At 71.0% G+C, this 18,337-nt stretch carries 14 protein-coding genes and 2 pseudogenes; 7 read left to right on the top strand and 9 right to left on the bottom strand.

The features are described from left to right. Window positions 1-90: 90 nt before the first annotated feature. Window positions 91-898: pseudogene (locus I6J71_RS29810) on the bottom strand (YsnF/AvaK domain-containing protein). 264 nt (window positions 899-1,162) lie between these two features. Here I6J71_RS29810 and I6J71_RS29805 point away from each other — a divergent pair. Beyond that, a complete protein-coding gene (locus tag I6J71_RS29805; RefSeq protein ID WP_239153993.1) occupies window positions 1,163-1,948 on the top strand; it encodes an SGNH/GDSL hydrolase family protein in 786 nt (261 codons plus the stop codon). A gap of 3 nt (window positions 1,949-1,951) precedes the next feature. Here the strand turns inward: I6J71_RS29805 and I6J71_RS29800 are convergent, their stop codons facing one another. Then, on the bottom strand, window positions 1,952-2,773 hold the full coding sequence (locus tag I6J71_RS29800) for an SAM-dependent methyltransferase (protein WP_239153992.1): 822 nt from the start codon (window positions 2,771-2,773) through the stop codon (window positions 1,952-1,954). Between the two features lie 195 nt (window positions 2,774-2,968). Between I6J71_RS29800 and I6J71_RS29795 the strand changes: the two genes are divergently transcribed. After that, window positions 2,969-3,703 carry a GntR family transcriptional regulator gene (locus tag I6J71_RS29795; RefSeq protein ID WP_204089903.1) on the top strand — a complete coding sequence of 245 codons (735 nt, stop codon included), beginning with the start codon at window positions 2,969-2,971 and terminating at the stop codon, window positions 3,701-3,703. 346 nt (window positions 3,704-4,049) lie between these two features. Continuing rightward, the gene (locus I6J71_RS29790) at window positions 4,050-4,787 is read left to right on the top strand and encodes a sulfite exporter TauE/SafE family protein (protein ID WP_239153991.1); all 738 of its coding nucleotides are present in this window, start codon (window positions 4,050-4,052) and stop codon (window positions 4,785-4,787) included. Between the two features lie 34 nt (window positions 4,788-4,821). On the opposite strand, the gene I6J71_RS29785 is transcribed toward I6J71_RS29790, so the two are convergent. The 7 genes from I6J71_RS29785 to I6J71_RS29755 are packed head-to-tail and all read right to left on the bottom strand — an operon-like array spanning window position 4,822 to window position 15,162. Continuing rightward, on the bottom strand, window positions 4,822-6,681 hold the full coding sequence (locus I6J71_RS29785; RefSeq protein WP_204089901.1) for a sialidase family protein: 1,860 nt from the start codon (window positions 6,679-6,681) through the stop codon (window positions 4,822-4,824). A 20-nt stretch (window positions 6,682-6,701) separates the two neighbouring features. Beyond that, window positions 6,702-8,708: a beta-galactosidase gene (locus tag I6J71_RS29780; RefSeq protein ID WP_204089900.1), complete on the bottom strand. Its 2,007-nt coding sequence runs from the start codon at window positions 8,706-8,708 to the stop codon at window positions 6,702-6,704. Further along, window positions 8,709-9,638 carry a dihydrodipicolinate synthase family protein gene (locus I6J71_RS29775; protein WP_204089899.1) on the bottom strand — a complete coding sequence of 310 codons (930 nt, stop codon included), beginning with the start codon at window positions 9,636-9,638 and terminating at the stop codon, window positions 8,709-8,711. It lies immediately after the preceding gene. After that, a complete protein-coding gene (locus I6J71_RS29770) occupies window positions 9,635-10,600 on the bottom strand; it encodes an ABC transporter ATP-binding protein (RefSeq protein ID WP_204089898.1) in 966 nt (321 codons plus the stop codon). Before I6J71_RS29770 ends, I6J71_RS29775 begins: the two co-directional genes overlap by 4 nt. Continuing rightward, a complete protein-coding gene (locus tag I6J71_RS29765) occupies window positions 10,597-12,570 on the bottom strand; it encodes a dipeptide/oligopeptide/nickel ABC transporter permease/ATP-binding protein (RefSeq protein ID WP_204089897.1) in 1,974 nt (657 codons plus the stop codon). Before I6J71_RS29765 ends, I6J71_RS29770 begins: the two co-directional genes overlap by 4 nt. Continuing rightward, complete coding sequence (locus tag I6J71_RS29760) at window positions 12,570-13,529, bottom strand: ABC transporter permease (RefSeq protein ID WP_204089896.1); 960 nt, start codon at window positions 13,527-13,529, stop codon at window positions 12,570-12,572. Before I6J71_RS29760 ends, I6J71_RS29765 begins: the two co-directional genes overlap by 1 nt. A gap of 19 nt (window positions 13,530-13,548) precedes the next feature. Continuing rightward, a complete protein-coding gene (locus I6J71_RS29755; protein ID WP_204089895.1) occupies window positions 13,549-15,162 on the bottom strand; it encodes an ABC transporter substrate-binding protein in 1,614 nt (537 codons plus the stop codon). Between the two features lie 204 nt (window positions 15,163-15,366). Between I6J71_RS29755 and I6J71_RS29750 the strand changes: the two genes are divergently transcribed. The 4 genes and pseudogenes from I6J71_RS29750 to I6J71_RS29735 all read left to right on the top strand — a co-directional run bounded on the left by I6J71_RS29750 (window position 15,367) and on the right by I6J71_RS29735 (window position 18,334). Continuing rightward, on the top strand, window positions 15,367-16,089 hold the full coding sequence (locus tag I6J71_RS29750; RefSeq protein WP_204089894.1) for a FadR/GntR family transcriptional regulator: 723 nt from the start codon (window positions 15,367-15,369) through the stop codon (window positions 16,087-16,089). A 2-nt stretch (window positions 16,090-16,091) separates the two neighbouring features. After that, window positions 16,092-16,778, top strand: coding sequence for a GNAT family N-acetyltransferase (locus tag I6J71_RS29745; RefSeq protein ID WP_239153990.1), 687 nt, complete (start codon window positions 16,092-16,094; stop codon window positions 16,776-16,778). Then, window positions 16,775-17,479, top strand: coding sequence for a histidine phosphatase family protein (locus tag I6J71_RS29740; RefSeq protein WP_204089893.1), 705 nt, complete (start codon window positions 16,775-16,777; stop codon window positions 17,477-17,479). The genes I6J71_RS29745 and I6J71_RS29740 overlap by 4 nt, the downstream gene beginning before the upstream one ends. 85 nt (window positions 17,480-17,564) lie before the next feature. Then, a pseudogene (locus tag I6J71_RS29735) lies at window positions 17,565-18,334 on the top strand (SDR family NAD(P)-dependent oxidoreductase). Window positions 18,335-18,337: the final 3 nt, after the last annotated feature.

Raw genomic sequence — 18,337 nt, 5'->3', positions numbered from 1 at the left:
CCACCGGGAAGATCCCGGACTGCACGAACGGCCTCACGCTCCCGGTCGAGGTGCCCACTGACCGGGAGCGGAAGGCAGGTGTTCCCATGGTCAGCGCTGGTCGCGCTTCTTCGCGTCGTCCTGCACGTCGAACTGCTCCTTGCGGACCTCGCCCGTGACCGTCTGCTCCTCGGTGACCGTTTCGGTGTCCAGGCGAGCCCGCTCGACCGGCACGGTCTCCTTGCGCGCCACGGGCTTCTCGGCGTGCAGCACCACGTCCTGCTCCGCCTCGCCGACCTCCGCACGGCCGCTGCCGCGCGCGTCGGCGATCGGCTCGCGTTCGAGGCGGACCTCCTCGTGGCTCACGGGTACCGTGACCTGCTCCTCCTTGGTCACGACGTACTTGCGCAGCCGCACGTGGCCCGTCTCGACCTGCTTGGTGCCGACGGTCAGGCGTTCCTCGGCGCGGATCATGTCTTCGCCCTGCCTGTCCGGCCGGGCGTGAGTGCCGGAGCCCGCCGGGCGCCGGGTGCCGCGCTTCGGGCCGGACCCCGCCGGCCCCCGGGGATCCTGCCCACCGCGTCCGGCGTCCGGCGCCGTCCGCGGCATCGGCAGGCCGTAGTGGCGGTACAGCCGCTCGCTCTCGGCCGAGGACAGGTGCCCGTCGGACTCGATGCGCGGCGCCTCGGACACCTGGTCCTTGGCGACGTTCACGTGGATGCCGTCATCGTCGACGTTCGCGCCGGACAGCGGCACGAAGCTTTCCTTGGAGCCGAACATGCCCGTCTTCACGGTGATCCACTCCGGCTGCCGGGTGGTGTCGGCGAGGTAGATGTTGCCCACCTTGCCGATCTTGTTGCCGTCCGGGTCGACCATGGCGCTGTCCCATCAGCTGTTGCGGCTGGATCGTGCCGGCCATGTCACTCACGTCCTTCCTTCTCGGGGATCCCGCCAGCTTCTTCACCACCGTCGGACGTGCTGTTGGTCACGGCAACTCTCCGGTGTTCTGGTGGGGGACGCCCGAAAGGGGAAGTTTGTCCACCGCCGATGGGGTAACGCGCGGGCTCGCGGCGTGCCCGAAAACCCGCTGCTTCCCCGCGAAGCTCACTCGAGGGGGTAACAACTGTCCGGTGTGGAGCGATTGAGGCGCAGACCCTCCCCACTCCCCGAAAGGTCCCCCTCGATGCGCAGAGCCACGATCACCAGACTCACCGCGTTGCTGTCCCTCGTGGGGCTCGGCCTCGCGGTGTCCACGGTGTCCACGGCGTCCACCTCGGACGCCGGCCAGGAGAGCACGTGGTGCACGGCCAAGAACAACATCGCGATCGTCGGCACGTCGGCCGACACCGGGTACGGGACCACCGGCTACGGGTCCACCACGGACACCTACTTCCCCACCACGTACGGCTGGACCACCAAGCTGGCCAACGACGTGCACGCCCAGTGGGGGACGAACGTGGAGAACTACTCGCACAACGGCGCCCTCGCCGCCGACTACCTGCCCGGCGGCCGCTGGGCAGGCACCACCGGCGCGATCGCCGACATGGCCGCCAAGCAGCCCGACCTGGTCCTCGTCGACCTCGGCGGCAACGACCTGTGGGCCCAGAACGACCCGGCCAAGTTCCAGACCGACCTGAACAACGTCATCGACGGCATCCGCACCGCGCGGCCCGGTGTCGACATCCTGATGTCGATTTACGCGCAGCTCAAGTGGACGCCCAACCCATACGGCGGCAACACCCAGAAGTACACGTGGGACCAGTACGCGTCCGTCATCTACCAGACTGCTGTCACGAAGGGCACGGCGTTGGTGGATCTGCGCCAGTACATCCCCCCGGCCGGGTCGGCCAACCTGCCGAACCCGAGCCCGTGGACGTCGGACAACATCCACCTCAACGACGCCGGCAACCTCGCCGAGTACGGCATGTGGTGGGGCTGGACCGCGAGCCTGGGCAGCATCTGCCAGTGATCGTCACGCGACCGCGGCGTGGGCCAGCACCGACAGCCCGGCCGGGCGCAGGGCGTCGGTGCGCGGCCAGACGTCGTGGTCGTGCTGGCGGACGTGCCGGACGGGGCCGAAGCCGTTGTCCCGCAAGAGGTCCGTCAGCGATTCGGGGGAGAAGCAGCTGAGCCAGGGTTCGCCGCGCTGCGCGGCGACCGGGGCGACGAGGTCGGCGTACGCCGCGCCGGCCTCGTCGCGCAGCCGCGGGAGCAGGAGGTAGTCGGCGACCAGCTGCGAGCCGGGCGCGAAACCGCCGAGGACCGCCAGCGTCCGGGCGATCGCGGCTCGTGTGAGGTACATCGTGACACCGAGCCAGCTCACGAGCGCCGGCCGGGAGACGTCGAAGCCCTGCCCGGTGAGGGCCGCGACCAGGTCTCCGGATTCGAGGTCCAGCGGGACGTAGGCGACCGATGCCGCTGCCGGGATCCCGTTCAGCGCCAGCTGCCCGCGTTTCCACGCCTGCGTTTCCGGACGGTCCACTTCGAACACCCGGACGGCCGAACCGCGGGCGCGGTAGGCGTATGTGTCGAGGCCGGCGCCGAGCACCACGTACTGGGTGACGCCGCCGAGCTGTGCCTCCGTGTACCGGCTGCGCACGAGCGCCTGGGTGCGGGCGCCGGCCAGCACGGGCTGGTCGCCGTGGTTGCGGTGGTACGCGAGAAGTTCGCCGGCCCGCTCGCCGAGCAGGGGAGCGGCGAGGTCGTCGGTGAAGATCTTCGGGTCGGCATCGACGATGAGGTGCGCGGCGCGCGCGGCTGCTGCGGTGAGGGCAGTGAAACTGGGTGCGGTCACGGGCCGGAACTGTATCCGGGATTTTCGGTAGTATAGCACAAAAAGAAATTTTTCGGAAGATCGCCGCGGTTGCGATCCGGCCGCGGTGGCGGAAGCCGAGTGTCGGCCGGCGAGCCTGCCTGGTCACGGCGTTTGCGCTGGTCAACGCGGGTGGCGTAACCCTGGCGTAATGCGCGGACCGGTATCGTCGCGCCCGTGGAACCACCGGATCGCCGCCCGCGCGCCGAACGCGCCCGCCAGATCGCCGACGTCCTGCGCCAGCGCATCACCGCCGGCGCGTTCGACAGCGGGCCGCTGCCGGACGAACGCACCCTCGTCGCCCAGGTCGGCGCGACGCGCAACGCAGTGCGCGAAGCACTCGCCCTGCTGCGCGCGGAGGGCCTGGTCGAGCGGCGCCAGGGTGTCGGAACCCTCGTGGTGCAGCCGAAGTACGGCCACGGCCTCGACCGCCTCGCCGGGCTCGCGGAAGCCCTCGACGGCCATGGCGAAATCGTGAACGAGGTCCGCGCGGCCCGCATCCTCGCGCCACCGCCCGCGATCGCCGAGCGACTCGCGCTGGCGCCGGGCGAACCCGTGGTGCACCTGGAACGCCTGCGCCGCCTCGGCGGCCGCCCGCTGTCGCTCGACACGACCTACCTCACGGCCGACATCGGCGTACCGCTGCTCGGTCACGATCTCGCCGGCCGCGACCTCTTCGCGCTCATCGAGGAAACGAGCGGGCGCCGGCTCGGCCGCGCCGAAGTGGTCGTCCACGCCGTCTCAGCCGGTCCGGACACCGCCGCACTGCTGGAGATCCCACCCGGCACGGCCGTGTTCGCCCTCGACCGCCTCACCCACCTCGACGACGGCCGCCCCGTGGACGTCGAATCCCTGCACGTCCGCGCCGACCGGCTCACCCTCCGCGCGACGTTGCATCGCGGGTCGGCGTGATGGTGGGCGTGCGTGTGCGGCGCGGTGTCGGGTCGTCACCGGGTGGTGGCTGCAGGTGTCTCCGCCTTGGGTTGCCTTACCGATCGGGGCGCGGGCTGCCCGTCCGGTGCCGAGTAGCTGCCCGGCTGTGTCGGCCGGCCGGTTTTTCGTGCGATCCCGCTGCGAGGGCCGGTGTGCTGACGGACTCATGTCGTCTCCCTTGCGGTCCCGGCTTTCCTCAGCCTCGGCCACCTCGCCGACTTCACCGACGGTTGCGCGGCCGACGCGTAGCCGCGCCGTGCCGGCTCGCGAGGTGCGGTACGTCGGCAGGGGCACGGGCTTCGGCGCCGCGGGGGTGGGAGGTCGCGTGAGCACCGACCTGCTGCTCGCCCTCTTCGGACTGGTCGGGGGCATCGGCATCACGGCGATCGGCCCGGGTGGGGTGTTGCCGACCATCGCGTTGTTCCTGCTGACGCCGCTCGGGCCGGCGCAGGTCGCGGGGACGGCGATCGTCACGCACGTGGCGACAGGCGTGGCCGGGAGTGCCGCTTATGTCCACTCCGGACAGTTGCGGAAGGCGCACACCCGGCGGGTCGCGCTCCTGCTCGCGGGTGCGGCGGCCGTCGGCACCCCGGCCGGCGTGGTGCTGAACTCGCTGGTGTCCGCGCGCTGGTTCGGTGTCGTGCTCGGGGTGTTCGCGGTGGTCGTGGCGGCCCTGGTGGTGTGGCGGAAACCGGTCGCGCGGGACGAACCGCCGGCAGCGACGATCCTGGCGCTCGGCTTCGGGGTGGCGGTCGCAGCGGGGCTCGTCGGCGTCGGCGGCCCGATGCTGGCGGTGCCGCTGCTGGTGGTCGTCGGCGCGGAGCTGCTCGAAGCACTGGCGGCGGCGCAGGTCCAGTCGGTGGTCATCGCGGGCGCCGGCTCACTGGGCTACCTGGTGCACGGCACGATCGACTGGCACCTCGCCGCCGTGGTCGGCGTGCCGGAGCTCGCCGGGGTCGTGCTGGGCTGGAAGCTCGCGCGGGCCCTGCCCACGAAAAGGCTGCGGATCGTGCTCGTGGTGGCGCTGCTGGCCGTGGCGCCGTACCTGGTCCTGCGTGGCTGAAGCCGCCTGCCCCCGGCTTCAGCCACGCAGGGGTTCAGTGCACCCGGTCGAACGGCAGCTGCACCACCGGGCCCGGGCCCTCGGGCCGGTCCTGGCCGACCGCGGTCAGTTCGGGTTCCTGCAGCGCGCGGCGGTAGAACCGGACGTCGTCGAGGGATCCCTTGAAGTGGTTCGCTCCGTCGAGGCGCTCACCCAGCTGCAGCTGATACGCGACGGTCTGGCTGACCGATCCGGGTGAGTCCGGACCCGACGCGGCGAGCACCCCGTCGACCCGGATCTTCAGCTGACCGCCGGTGCGTTCCAGCGCCAGGCGGTGCCACTGCTGGTCGTCATACGCCTGCGTGGTGGTCACCGACTTGCTGCCCGCTGCCGTGGTCATCATGGCGATCAGCCGGTGCGACGCGGGTTCCCCGCGCAGCCACACCTGCGGCGCGGAGTTCATCCCGCCCAGCCACAGCAGCGCTTGCGGGTCCTTCGATGCGCCGTAGCTGAACCACGTCGTGAACGTGAAGTCATCCGAGCCCGGCAGCTGCGCCGGCGAATACGGCACGCGCACGAAGTCGTCCACGCCGTCGAGTGTCAGCGCCCCGCCCGACACACCCGGCGTGACGGACGCGCCACCGAGCACGTGGGCGACCCCGCCCGGCTGCGCGACGTCCGGGGTCGCCGGGCCCGCGGATCGCCGCCACCCCAGGTAGTTCTCGTCGAAGCGGGCGAAGCGGATCTCGTCGCGCGCGTCGACCGCGCCACCCTCGTACATCAGGCCGATCTCCGCGTCGCGCTGCAGCGGTCCGCTCAGTTGCACGAGGTCCGAGTAGCCCGACCAATCGTTCGTGATCCGTGTGCCCTGCTCCGCGTCCTCCCAGGTGCGGCCGTCGTCGTAGGACGAGCGGGTCATCATCCAGCGGCGGCGGTCGGTGTCCGACGGCGACGCGAACAGGATCCGGTCACCGCCCGGCCGCTGCAGCCGCAGCAGCGAGCCCTGCACCATCGGCGTCACGAGGTCGGGGATCGTGGCGAAGCGCTTGCTGAACGTCTCACCGCCGTCGCGGCTCAGCGCGTAGTCGCGGTTGCCGACGTCGGTGCCGCCCTGCTCGCGGCCTCCGGCGTAGATCGTGCCGTCCGGCAGTTCGACGACGCTGACCTCCGACGGCTTCTGGGCGTACGTGCCGCCGACCGGGTGCGGGTAACTGTCGACGGCGCCGACGTGCCAGCTGCGGCCGTGGTCGTCGCTGTAGATCAGCGCCGCGTAGTTCTCGACGGAATTGGTGCCGTCACTGCGTTCCGCGTTGACCCCGAACACCAGCCGGCCCGCGTGGCGGCCCTTCGTGAGCTGGATGCCGTGCACGGGACCCGAGGCGTACCACGAATCCCACTCGGGCAGTTTCGCCTGCGCGCTGATGTCGACCGGCGCCGACCACGTCCTGCCGTCGTCGTCGCTGTACTGCGCGTGCGGAGTGCGCGGGCAGGGCACGTCACACGCCTTGTCGTCGTCGCGGCCCTTGTTGTACGTGGTGATCAGCACGATGCGCCCGGTTTGGCTGTCCACAATGGGCACCGGGTTGCCGTGGGTGTCACCGCCGCCGGGGTTCACGACCTGCAGCGGGGACCACGTGGTCCCACCGTCGGTGGACCGTTTGAGCACGAGGTCGATGTCGCCGGTGTCGCCGCAGTTGTCGCGCCGGCCTTCGGCGAAGGCCAGCAGGGTGCCGTGCGTGCTGCGGACGACGGCGGGGATGCGGAAGCAGGCGTAGCCCGTTTCCTGGTGGGGGTTGAAGAGCGCCTGCTGGTCGAACCGGCCGGCCGGAGCCGGTGCCGCCGAGGCACCGGCCGGGACCAGCACGCCGGACACCATCGCCACGAACGCCAGTGCCCAGCGGATGATCGGTCTCATTCCCGTTCTTCCCCTTCGCCTTAAGTGAAACTCCCCAGTAGGACGGCCACCCCGCGCGGCGCCAGCTGCACGGCGTCGCGCGGCCGGCCGGGGTCGGTGAGCAGGTCTGCGGCGGGTGAGGGCAGCGGCACGGCGACCGCTTCCTCGCCGTGGTTGAGCAGGAACAGGTACGACTCGCCGGAGCCTTGGCGGACCACGGCCTGGACGCAGGCGGGCAGGCCGGGCAGCACGGGGGAGACCCCGGCTTCGGCGGTGATCCGGTCGACGAGGCGGCGCATCGCCGCCGCGTCGGGCCGGGTGGCGAGGTACCAGGCGACGCCGTCGCCGAAGGAGTTGCGCGTGACGGCCGGGCGACCCGCGAGCTCGCCGGCGCCGAACGTCGCGACGACCGACGCGCCCTCGGGCTCCACCCACTCCGACCAGATCGTGCCGGTCGCAGTGGTGCCGTCAACGCCGGCCAGGTCGAGGCCGATCGAACCACCCTCGGGCAGCGGCCAGAACTCGTCGATCTTCAGGCCCAGCACGTCGCGCAGCGGCGCCGGGTACCCGCCGAGGTACGCACGGTCGTTCTCGTCGACGATGCCGGAGAAGAACGACACGACGAGGTGGCCGCCACCGGCCACATAGGAACGCAGGTTCTCCGCGACTCCGGCGTCCATCAGGTACAGATTCGGCACCACCACGAGCTGGTAGTCCGACAGCTCCCGGGTCGGGCGCACGACGTCACACGTCACGCTCGCGTCGAACAGCGGCGCGTAGTGCGCGAGGTGCGCGTCGAGCTGACGCAGGTCGTCGGACGGGTGCGAATCCAGTTCCAGTGCCCACCAGCTGTTCCAGTCGTGCAGGATCGCCACGTCGGCGCGCACGCGCGTCCCCGCCAGCCGAGGCACGGCGGCGAGCTCGCGCCCGAGGCCGGCGACCTCGCGGAACGTCCGCGAATCGCGCCCGCCGTGCGGCACCATCGCGGAGTGGAACTTCTCCGCGCCGCCCGCGGTCTGGCGCCACTGGAAGAACAGCACGGCGTCGGCGCCGCGCGCCACGGCCTGCCAGCTGCCGAGGCGCATCGTCCCCGGCGGCTTGGGGCCGTTGCGCGTGCGCCAGTTGACGGCGCTCGGGGCCTGCTCGAGCAGCAGCCACGGCTGGCCGTCCTTCGTGGACCGCACGAGGTCGTACGCGAAGGCGGCTTCGACGTGGCCACGGGGGTCGTACGGATCGGGGTAGGAGTCGAGGCTCACCACGTCCTCGTGCGGTGTCCAGGAATGCCAGTCGAGCGCTTTCTGCACCAGGCCGACGAAGTTGGTGGTCACGGGGACGTCCGGGGTGATCCGCGCCAGGACTTCGCGTTCGGTGAGGTAACAGCCGAGCGACGCGTCGGAGGAGAACCGGTGGTAGTCCAGCTGCTGCGCCGGGTTCGGGAACGTCGGCGCCACGCGCGGCGGCTCGATCTCGGCCCAGTCGGCGTAGCGCTGCGACCAGAACGTGGTGCTCCACGCGGCGTTGAGCGCTTCGATGCGCTGGTAGCGCTCACGCAGCCACTCGCGGAAGTGCGCGGCGGACACATCGCAGTAACACGCGCGGATGTGGCAGCCGAACTCGTTGCCGATGTGCCACATCTTCAGCGCCGGGTGCCCGGCGTAGCGCGTGGCCACCTGTTCGACGAGCCGCGCGGCCTGCTCGCGGTAAACCGGGCTCGACGGGCAGAACTGCTGGCGCGCGCCGGCCGACAGGCGCGTGCCGTCCGCGCGCACCGGCAGGATTTCGGGGTGCCGGTGCGAGAGCCAGGGTGGCGGTGAAGCGGTCATCGTGGCCAGGCACGCGTCGACCCCGCCCGCCGCGAGCTTGTCCATGACGGTGTCGAACCAGCCGAAGTCGTACTCACCGGGCCGCGGTTCCACCTGTGCCCACGAGAAGATCCCGACCGTGACCATCGAGACGGAGGCCTCCGCCATCAGCTTGAGGTCGTCGTCCCAGACCTCCGGCGACCAGTGCTCGGGGTTGTAGTCGCCGCCGAAGTAGACGCGGTCCATCTAGAGCAACCCCGCTTCCGTCAGCTTTTCCCCGATCCGCAGCAGTTCGTCGCCGTTGAGCGGCAGCTGCGGCGGTGCCATCACGGCGTTGTCGATGAACCCGCGCATCTTCATCGACGCCTTGAAGGCTCCGAGTGCGGCCGAACCGCGGCCCATCCGGCTCGGCGGTGCGACGTCGGTGATGGTGAACAGCGACAGCAGGCGGTCCTGTTCGCGGCGCGCGGCGTGCGGGTTGCCGGAGCGGATGTGGTCGTGGATGAGCACGTAGCCGACGGGGTCGACGTTGCCCAGCCCCGGCACGGCGCCGTCGGCGCCGAGCGCGAGCGCGGAGTCGACGAGCAGCTCCGAGCCGGTGAACACGGCGAAGGTGTCGAGCCCGCGGTCCCGGCGCTCCTTGAGCACGTAACGGAAGCCGGCTTCGTCGCCGCTGGAGTCCTTGAGCCCGGCGATCACGCCGTCGGCGGCGAGGTTCAGCACGAGCTCGCGGTCGAGCTTCGTGTGCACCGCCACCGGGATGTCGTAGGCGAAGATCGGCAGGTTCGTTTTTTCGTGCAGCAGCCGGAAGTGGCGGTCGATCTCGGCCACGTGCGTGCGCGTGTAGTACGGCGCGGTCACCACGATGGCGTCGGCGCCCGCCACCTCGGCGACTTTCACGTGCTCGGCCACGCGCAGGGTCGTCATGTCGATACAGCCGGCCAGCACCGGCACTCGGCCGGCGACCTGGTCCACGGCCGTCTCGATCGTGACGCGGCGCTGCGCGTCGGGCAGGAAGGCGACTTCGCTGGAGGAACCGAGCACGAAGATGCCGTGCACGCCGGCGCCGAGCTGGAACTCGATGTGGCGGCGCAGCGATTCGGTGTCCACGGTGAAGTCGTCGTTGAACGGCGTGCACAGCGGCGGGATGATGCCGGCGAACTTCGGCGCGGTCATGAGGCGTTCACTCCGGTGGTGATCTCTGGGTGGATGCAGCGGTAGCTGTGCCCGGCGGACTCGGTGAGCGGCGGCAGGGCCACCGCGCACTCGTCGGTGGCCTTCGGGCACCGGGTGTGGAACGCGCAGCCGCTCGGCGGCGCGGTCGCCGACGGCACGGGTCCACTGAGGACGATCGGCTCGACGGGGTGCAGCAGGCTCGGCGTCGCCGAGAACAGCGCCCGCGTGTAGGGGTGCCGGGCGTCTCCCGGCAGGTCTTCGGCGGCGGCTTCCTCGACGATCCGTCCGAGGTACATCGTCACGATCCGGTCGCTCATGCGCCGCACGGTCCGGATGTCGTGTGACACGAATACCATGGCGAGCCCGAGCCGCTCGCGCAGGTCGATGAGCAGGTTGAGGATCTGCGCCCGCACCGACACGTCGAGCGCGGACGTCGGCTCGTCGGCCACGAGCAGCCTTGGCCGCAAGGCCAGCGCCCGCGCGATGGCGACACGCTGGCGCTGGCCGCCCGAAAGCTGCGCGGGCAGCGCGTCGGCGACGCTGCCCGGCAGGCCGACGAGGCCCATGAGTTCCTTGACCCGCTCGGCGCGTTCGGCGGCGGTGCCGGCGTGGTGCACGTCGAGCGGATCGCGCAGGATCTTCGCGACCGGCAGGCGGCGGTTGAGCGCCGTGGCCGGGTCCTGGAAGACCATCCCGACCTGCCGGCCCAGCTCGGCCGGACGCAGTCCCGCGAGCGGTTTGCCGTCGTAGCGCACGGCGCCCCGCGTGGGCTTCTGCAGCCCGACGAGGACCTTGGCGAGCGTGGACTTGCCGCAGCCGGACTCACCGACCACGCCCACCGTCTCGCCGGCGGCGATCTGCAGGTTGGCGTCGGTGAGGGCATAGACGCTGTCGCGCCCGAACAGGCTCGCCGCGCGGACGCGGTGCACCACGTGCACGCCGTCGACCTCGACGAGGGTCATAGCTGCGCTCCTTCCACGACGGCGGGGGTCGTGCGCTCGGCGGGGTAGTGGCACGCGACCAGGTGCCCGGCTCCGGTGGGCTCCGGCTCGGGCGTCACCTCGAAGCAGTGGCCGCGCGCGGCCGGACAGCGATCGGCGAAGCGGCAGCCCGGCGGGAAGTCGGCCGGTGCGGGCACGACCCCCTTGATCTGCGTGAGAGTGGCCTCGTTCTCCTCCAGCGACAGCACGGCCGACAGCAGGCCGCGTGTGTAGTGGTGCCGCGGCGAGCCGACGACCTCGGCCGTCGTGCCCGTCTCCGCCACCTGCCCGCCGTACATCACGACCACGCGGTCGGCGACGTCCGAGACCAGCGCGAGGTCGTGCGACACGAGGATCAGTGCGAAGCCGAGCTCTTCCTGCAGCCGCAGCAGCAGCTTGATGACCTGGGCCTGCACGGTCACGTCGAGCGCCGTGGTCGGCTCGTCGGCCACGATCAGCTTCGGGCTGCGCGACAGCGCCATCGCGATGAGCACGCGCTGGCGCTGCCCGCCGGACAGCTCGTGCGGGTAGGAGCGCAGCGTCCGGCCCGGGTCGAGGTTCACCAGCTCCAGCAGCTCCTCCGGCGTGCGCGTGCCGCCGCGGCGGGTGAACTGCTTGAGCTGCGCACGGATCGTCATCGCCGGGTTCAGGGAGCTGAGCGCGTCCTGGTAGACCATCGAGAGGTCGTGGCCGAGGTGGCGCCGGCGCGTGCTCGCCTTCATGGTGAGCAGGTCCTCGCCCTCGAACAGGATCTCGCCCGACAGCCGCGCGGCGCCCGGTTGCAGGCCCATGACCGACAGCGCGGTGAGCGACTTGCCGCAGCCCGATTCGCCGATCAGGCCCAGCACCTCGCCCGAGCACACGGTGAACGACACGCCGTCGAGCACGTGCGCGCCGTTGTGCCGGTCGGGGAAACTGATCGCGAGGTCCTTCACCTCGAGTACCGGCCGCCGGTCCGGCAGGTCGCGGGCTTTGGCGGCGAGCCGTGCCCCGGCCTCGAGCAGCCCCTCGATCGGCAGCACGGCCGCGGTGTTCTCCGACGCCTTTTCCGCCTCGATCTTCCTGGCGACCTCGCCCGCCTTCGCGGTGCGAGCCGACGGCGCGGCCCACGCGTCGGAGATGCCTTCGGACAGGATGTTGAGCGCCAGCACCGTGATCAGGATCAACAGGCCGGGGAACAGCGTGGCCCACCAGCCGCCGGTGAGCACGAGGTCCTTGCCGTCCGAGAGCACCGAGCCCCACGACGGGTTCGGCGGCTGGATGCCCGCGCCGATGAACGACAGCGACGCCTCGAACACGATCGCGTCGGCCACCGTCACCGTGCAGTACACGAGGATCGGCGCCGCGCAGTTGACCGCGACGTGCCGGGCCAGGATGAACAGCCGCTTCGCGCCGATCACGTGCTCGGCGGCCACGTAGTCCTCGCCGTACTGCGCCAGCACGTTCGCGCGCACCACGCGGGCGACCGGGGCCATGTTGAGGAACCCGATCGCGAGGATCAGCACGAGGATGCCGCGCCCGAACACCGCCACCAGCACCGCGGCCAGCGCGATGCCGGGGAACGCCATGATCACGTCCATCACACGCATGACCACCGCATCGGTGCGGCGCCCGGACGTGGCGGCGAACGAGCCGATCACCACGCCCGCGAGCAACGCCAGCACGGTGGCGCCGAGACCGATCGCGAGCGACCAGCGCGTGCCGGCCACGAGGCGGGAGAAGATGTCGCGGCCCGACTGGTCGGTGCCGAACCAGTGCTCGGCGCTCGGGCCGCCGGTGTCGGTGCTGAGCGCGTCGGGGTTGTGGGTGGCCAGCAGCGTGCCGAAGATCGCGACGAGCGCGAGCACCACGAGCACGCCGAGGGCGAGCCACGACGTCGGGGGGAGTTGCCGGAACCGCACGCCCGGCCGCGCGAGCCGGGCCGTGAGGTTCGGGTGCAGGACGGGGCGCATCAGGAGTGGCTCCGCAGTCGGGGGTTGGCGATGAGGTAGAGCACGTCGACGATGAGGTTCACGAGCACGAAGCCCACGGCGATCGTGATCACGAACCCCTGGACCTTCGCCGTGTCGCCGTCCTGCACGGCCTGGATCATGTTCTGGCCCATGCCGGGCAGCGCGAACATCGTCTCGATCACCACGGCGCCGCCGAGCAGGTAGCCGACGCGCAGGCCGAGCACGGTGAGCGGGTTGACGAGCGCGTTGCGCAGCACGTTGCGGCCCACCACGACCACGGGCGGCAGGCCACCGCCGCGGGCGGTGCGCACGTAGTCCTTGTCGAGCTCCTCCACCATCGACGTGCGGATCACCCGCGTCAGCTGCGCGGCCACCGGCAGCGACAGGGAGATCGCCGGCAGCGTCAGCGAGTTGAGCCAGCCGGAGACCGAGTCGGCCGGGCTCACGTAGCCGCTCGTGGGGAACAGCCCCTTGCCCACGGCGAGCCACTGCACGAGCAGCAGCGCGATCCAGAACGCCGGCGCCGCGACGCCCGCCAGCGTGACCACCCGGATCAGGTGGTCGGGCCAACGGCCGCGAAACAGCGCCGACGTCACGCCGAGCACGATCGACAGCACGAGCGCGAGCACCAGGCCGAGCAGCGTGAGCTGCACGGTGAGCGGCAGCGCGGTCGCGATGGTCTGCCCGACCGGCTCCTTGGTGATCACGCTCGTGCCGAAGTCACCTTGCACCAGGTGCCACACGAAGTGCACGTACTGCAGGGGCAGCGGGTCGAGCAGTCCGTTGGCCTCGCGGAACTGCTGCAGCTGCGCCTCGGTGGCGTTCGCCCCGTTGAACGCGGCCAGTGCCGGGTCGACGGGGGAGAACTGCATGACGATGAACACGAACAGGATCACGCCGAGCAGCAGGGGGATCAGGGCGAGGATGCGGGAGGCCAGCATCCGCACGACGACGATCACGGGCGGTGGTCCTCTCTCGTCAGACCGGCTTGGCCTGGTTGAGGTAGATGCCCGGGTAGCCCTGGGCGTGCACGCCCGTGATCGCCTTCGGGTCCCAGGCGGTGCCGAGCTGCGTGAACACGATCGGGTAGATCACGGCCTGCTCCGAGATCAGGTCCAGCAGCTGCTTGTTCAACGCGGTGCGCTTGGCCTCGTCCTGCTCGGCGGCGGCCTTGTCCTGCAGCGACAACAGCGCCTGGGTGTCGGCGTTGTTCCAGCGCGCGTACTTCGTCATCATCAGCGACGCGGCGTCGTAGTAGTAGCGGATGAGCAGGTCGGGGTCGTTGCCGAACTGCATGGGGTTGTTCGTGGTGGACACGACCTGGAAGTCGTTGCCGTTGTCCAGCTTGGAGAACAGGGCTTTGGTGTCCTGGGAGTCCAAAGTGGTCTGCACGCCGATGGCGTCCCAGCCCTCCTTGATCACCTTCACGCAGTCGAGTACGAGCGAGGTGTTGGTGGTGGACAGGGAGATCTTCAGGTTCGTGACGCCGGCTTCGGCCAGCAGCTGCTTGGCCTTCGCCGGGTCGTAGGTGAAGCTCTGCGACGCCGGCTGCGACTGCGGCAGCTTCGGGTTGATGAACGACGTGCCCGGCGTGCCGGTGCCGCGCAGGCCGATTTCGATCATCTTCTTCTTGTCGATGGCGTAGTGCAGCGCCTGGCGCACACGCTTGTCGCCGAAAGGCGCGTGGGCGGTGTTGAACATCAGGTACAGGTTGTTGCCGCCGTCGGCGAACTCGACGGTGCGGCCCGCCTTGCGCAGCTGGTCGGCGTTGGCGGCGGGAATGTTCTCCACGATCTGCGCGTCGGGCTTCACGCCGGAGATCGCGGCCACGCGCGGCGCGGAGTCCACGATGGACTTCCACAGCATCTTCTGGTACGCCGCCGGGCGCGGGCCGTTGTAGTCCGCGAACTTCTCGAACGACGTGTGCGACAGCGGCGCCTGCTCGGTGACCTTGTACGGGCCGGAGCCCACGACCTTGCCGCCGGCGGCGAGTGGCCAGTTGTTCTCGAACACGTGCTTCGGCACGATCTTGCAGATCTGGATCCGCTGCAGCGCGTAGGGGAACGGGAACGTGAGCACGAACTCGACCTTGCGGTCGTCGACCTTCTTCACCTCCTGCAACCACTGGGCGAAGAAGCTGTGGATGAGCACGTTCTCCTTCGGGTCCAGGGCGCGGGCGTAGGTGAAGACCACGTCGTCGGCCGTCACGGGCTGCCCGTCGTGCCACTTGGCGCCGTCGCGCAGCTCGAACTCGATGCTGGTGCCGCTCACGTCGGCCGGCAGGGCCTTCGCGAGCCCGGGGAACGGCGCGCGGGTGATGGGGTCGCCTTCGACCAGCGATTCGTAGCTGTGCAGGATGGCGGCCATGGAGAACGCCGAAGCGGTCTGCAGCGGGTCCCACGACTGGTTGTTGCCGTAGCCGATGACAGCGGTGAGGGAGTCCGTGGAGCTGCCGGTCTTGTTCGTGGACGCGGGGCCGCCGCACGCGGCGATGGTCGACGAGAAGGCGGCGGTGGCGCCCACGAGGCCCGCGTAGCGCAGCAGCGTGCGCCGGTCGAACGAAGGGCCGGTCCCCATGGCGGTTCGGGACATCGGTGTCTCCTGACTGTGTGTTTCACCCACCAGAGGTCATGGGACGTGGGACGTCCTATGACTGGGCGAACCCTAGAACCCCGCCGGTTACCGGTCAAGGGGACGTGGCGTTTTCGGCATCGGGCCGAGGCCGGCGGGGCATGACGTAGGATGTCTTCCGATGGCGACGTGCCAGTGGACGGAAGAACCATTCGGGAGACAGCTTTGGCGCGCCCGCAACGCAGCGAAGAGATCACCAAGCAGATCATCGATCTGATCATCGACCGCGACCTGCCGCCCGGCGCGCCGATGCCCACCGAGCTCAGCCTGATGGACGACATCGGCGTCAGCCGGAACTCGATCCGGGAGGCGATCAAGGCGCTGCAGGCCCTCGGCATCGTCGAGATCCGGCACGGCTACGGCACGTTCGTCGGCTCGGCCGGGTCCGAAGCGCTGCAGACGTGGCTGCTGTTCCGCACGCGCACGCGCGACGCCGGCCGCCTGCGCGACCTGCTGGAGGTCCGCGAGATGATCGAGACGGAGCTGACCCGGCGCGTCGCGCTGGAGCACCGCCCCGGGCTGATCGCGGACCTGGAGGCCTGCGTCGCCCGCATGCGCCGCAAGGGCCCCGACTCCGCGGTCGCCGACCGCGAGTTCCACGACCTGATCTGCGCCGAAGCCGGCTTCGACCTGGCCCGCGAGCTCACCGGCCTGTTCTGGGACGTCTACCGCGCGGCGGAAGCCGAACTCGGCGGCCCGGTGTCGTCCGCCGCGGGCACCGCCAAACGCCACCAGGCCATCGTCGACGCCCTGGTGGCGCGCGACGCCGAGGCCGCGGCCGAAGCCGTGCACCGCCACTTCGACGAGGTGCGCAAGCGCGCGAAGGCGGGCCGGTACGGCGGCTTCGGCGAGGCGCGCCCGGTGGAGGCCGATCCCGCGGTGCTCTAGCTGTGGGTGCGCGTGCGGCCTGCGCAGGAGGCGGCCCGGACTTCGGCGACGCGCGCCCAGGTGGAACGCGCTTCCCCGGCGGCGCGGCCAGGGCGTTCGTACACTGGGCGGCCGGACCTTGGAGGTGCGCGCTGGACGCTCCGGAGATCGAGCTGCTGCCGCAGTCGGCAGCGGCGGACGAGGCGCTGGCCGGCGCGGTCAGCGCGGTGGTGAACGCGGTCTACGCGACCGCGGAGAAGGGCCTGTGGCTGGGCCAGGCCGAGCGGACGTCACCGGAGGAGGTGGCGGGTCTGGTCGCGGCCGGGGAGATCGCGGTGGCCAGGCGGCGCGGCCGGGTAGTGGGGTGCGTGCGGGTGCGGCACGTCGCCGACGGCGTGGGCGAGTTCGGGCTGCTGGCCGCCGCGCCGGAGCTGCACGGCGCGGGCATCGGGCGGCTGCTGGTGCGGTTCGCGGAGGAACGCTGCCGCGCGCTGGGCTACCGGCGGCTGCAGCTGGAGCTGCTCGTGCCGCGGGAGTTCGAGCACCCGTCGAAGCAGTTCCTGGCCGCCTGGTACACGCGGCTGGGCTTCCGGGTCGAGCACACGGCGACCGTCGAGGCGACCCACCCGCACCTCGCGCCGCTGCTGGCGACGCCGTGCGACTTCGTGGTGTACCGCAAGGACCTGACCGCCGGCGGTGAGCGGCGATGACGACGCGGCTGGACTGGATCGGCCTCGTGCGCCACGGCCAGAGCACCGGCAACGTCGCCCGCGAGGTCGCCGAGGACGCGGGACACGCGGTCATCGACATCGCCGAGCGCGACGCCGACGTGCCGCTGAACGACCTCGGCGAGCGGCAGGCCCGCGCCGTGGGGGAGTGGCTCGCGGACAATCCGCCCGACCTCGTCGTGGCCTCGCCGTACCTGCGGGCACTCGACACGGCCCGGCTCGCGCTCGGCGTCGCGGAGGACAGCGGCGTCGAGGTGCCCGGCGGCCTGCGCGTGGACGAACGCGTCCGCGATCGCGAGCTCGGCGTCCTCGACCTGCTCACCAGCCGCGGGGTCGCCGAACGCTGGCCCGACGAGCTGCAGCGCAAGGAGCGCCTTGGCAAGTTCTACTACCGCCCGCCGGGCGGCGAGTCGTGGGCCGACGTCGTGCTTCGGCTGCGATCGCTGCTCGCCGAGCTCAGCGCGGAGACGCCGGGTCAGCGGGTGCTCTTCTTCGCCCACGAGATGACGGTGTTCGCTTTGCGGTACGTCCTCGAAGCCGTGCCCGAGCGGGAACTCCTCACCGCGGCCGCCCGCACCGACGTGCCCAACGCGTCGGTCACCGCCTGGGAGCGCGGCCTCGAAGGCGGCTACCGGATGACCCTCGCCCAGGAGACGGGCCACCTCGGCGCGCTGCTGAGCTGAGCGATCGGCGGCATGATGGGTCGCAAGATCGACAGCCGCACGAACGACGAAGGCGAAGCCTACGAAGCTCGACCTCGACGGGAAGATGGCGCTCGTCACCGGATCGACGCAGGGGATCGGCGCGGCGATCGCCGCGGGGCTCGCGCGGACCGGCGCCTGGGTGGTCGTCAACGGGCGCACCGAAGCCCGGGTCGCCCACGCGCTCGAGGAGCTCACCGGCCTGGTGCCCGGCGGTGAGTTCATGGCCGGCAGCGGCGACGTGACCACCGACGAAGGCGCGCGCCAAGTCGTGGACGCAGCCGGACGGGTGGGCATCCTGGTCAACAACCTCGGCATCTTCGGCGCCGCCGAGCCGCTCGAGATCAGCGACGGCGAGTGGCGCCGCTACTTCGAGGTCAACGTGCTCGCGGCCGTGCGCCTCACGCGCCTGACGATGCCCGCCATGATCGAGCGCGGCTGGGCCGCGTCCTCGACGTCGCGACCGTCTCGGCGGTCGTGATCCCCGCCGAGATGATCCACTACGGCATGTCGAAAACCGCGCTGCTGGGCGTCTCGCGCGGCTTCGCCAAGGCAGCGGTGCGAACCGGCGTCACGGTCGACTCCGTGCACGCCGGTCCCACGCACACCGGCGGTGTGGAGGACTTCGTCCACCAGCTGGTCGACAAGGACCTGCCGTGGGGCGAGGCCCAGCGGGAGTTCATGAAGACCCACCGCCCGCACTCACTGCTGCAGCGGCTGATCGAGCCCGAGGAGATCGCGAACCTGGTGGTGTACCTCAGTTCGCCGCTCGCGTCGGCCACCACCGGCGGGGCGGTGCGGGTCGACGGCGGCTACGTGGACTCGATCCTCCCGTAGCGC

Origin of the sequence: Amycolatopsis sp. FDAARGOS 1241 (genome assembly GCF_016889705.1) — a bacterium.
GTDB lineage: Bacteria > Actinomycetota > Actinomycetes > Mycobacteriales > Pseudonocardiaceae > Amycolatopsis.
This window is presented reverse-complemented; position numbering and strand designations above follow the sequence as displayed.

Coding starts and splice junctions, on each gene's coding strand:
- I6J71_RS29805 (WP_239153993.1), top strand. CDS start 1,163: ATGCGCAGAGCCACGATCACCAGACTCACCGCGTTGCTGTCCCTCGTG.
- I6J71_RS29785 (WP_204089901.1), bottom strand. CDS start 6,681: ATGAGACCGATCATCCGCTGGGCACTGGCGTTCGTGGCGATGGTGTCC.
- I6J71_RS29780 (WP_204089900.1), bottom strand. CDS start 8,708: ATGGACCGCGTCTACTTCGGCGGCGACTACAACCCCGAGCACTGGTCG.
- I6J71_RS29775 (WP_204089899.1), bottom strand. CDS start 9,638: ATGACCGCGCCGAAGTTCGCCGGCATCATCCCGCCGCTGTGCACGCCG.
- I6J71_RS29770 (WP_204089898.1), bottom strand. CDS start 10,600: ATGACCCTCGTCGAGGTCGACGGCGTGCACGTGGTGCACCGCGTCCGC.
- I6J71_RS29765 (WP_204089897.1), bottom strand. CDS start 12,570: ATGCGCCCCGTCCTGCACCCGAACCTCACGGCCCGGCTCGCGCGGCCG.
- I6J71_RS29755 (WP_204089895.1), bottom strand. CDS start 15,162: ATGTCCCGAACCGCCATGGGGACCGGCCCTTCGTTCGACCGGCGCACG.
- I6J71_RS29740 (WP_204089893.1), top strand. CDS start 16,775: ATGACGACGCGGCTGGACTGGATCGGCCTCGTGCGCCACGGCCAGAGC.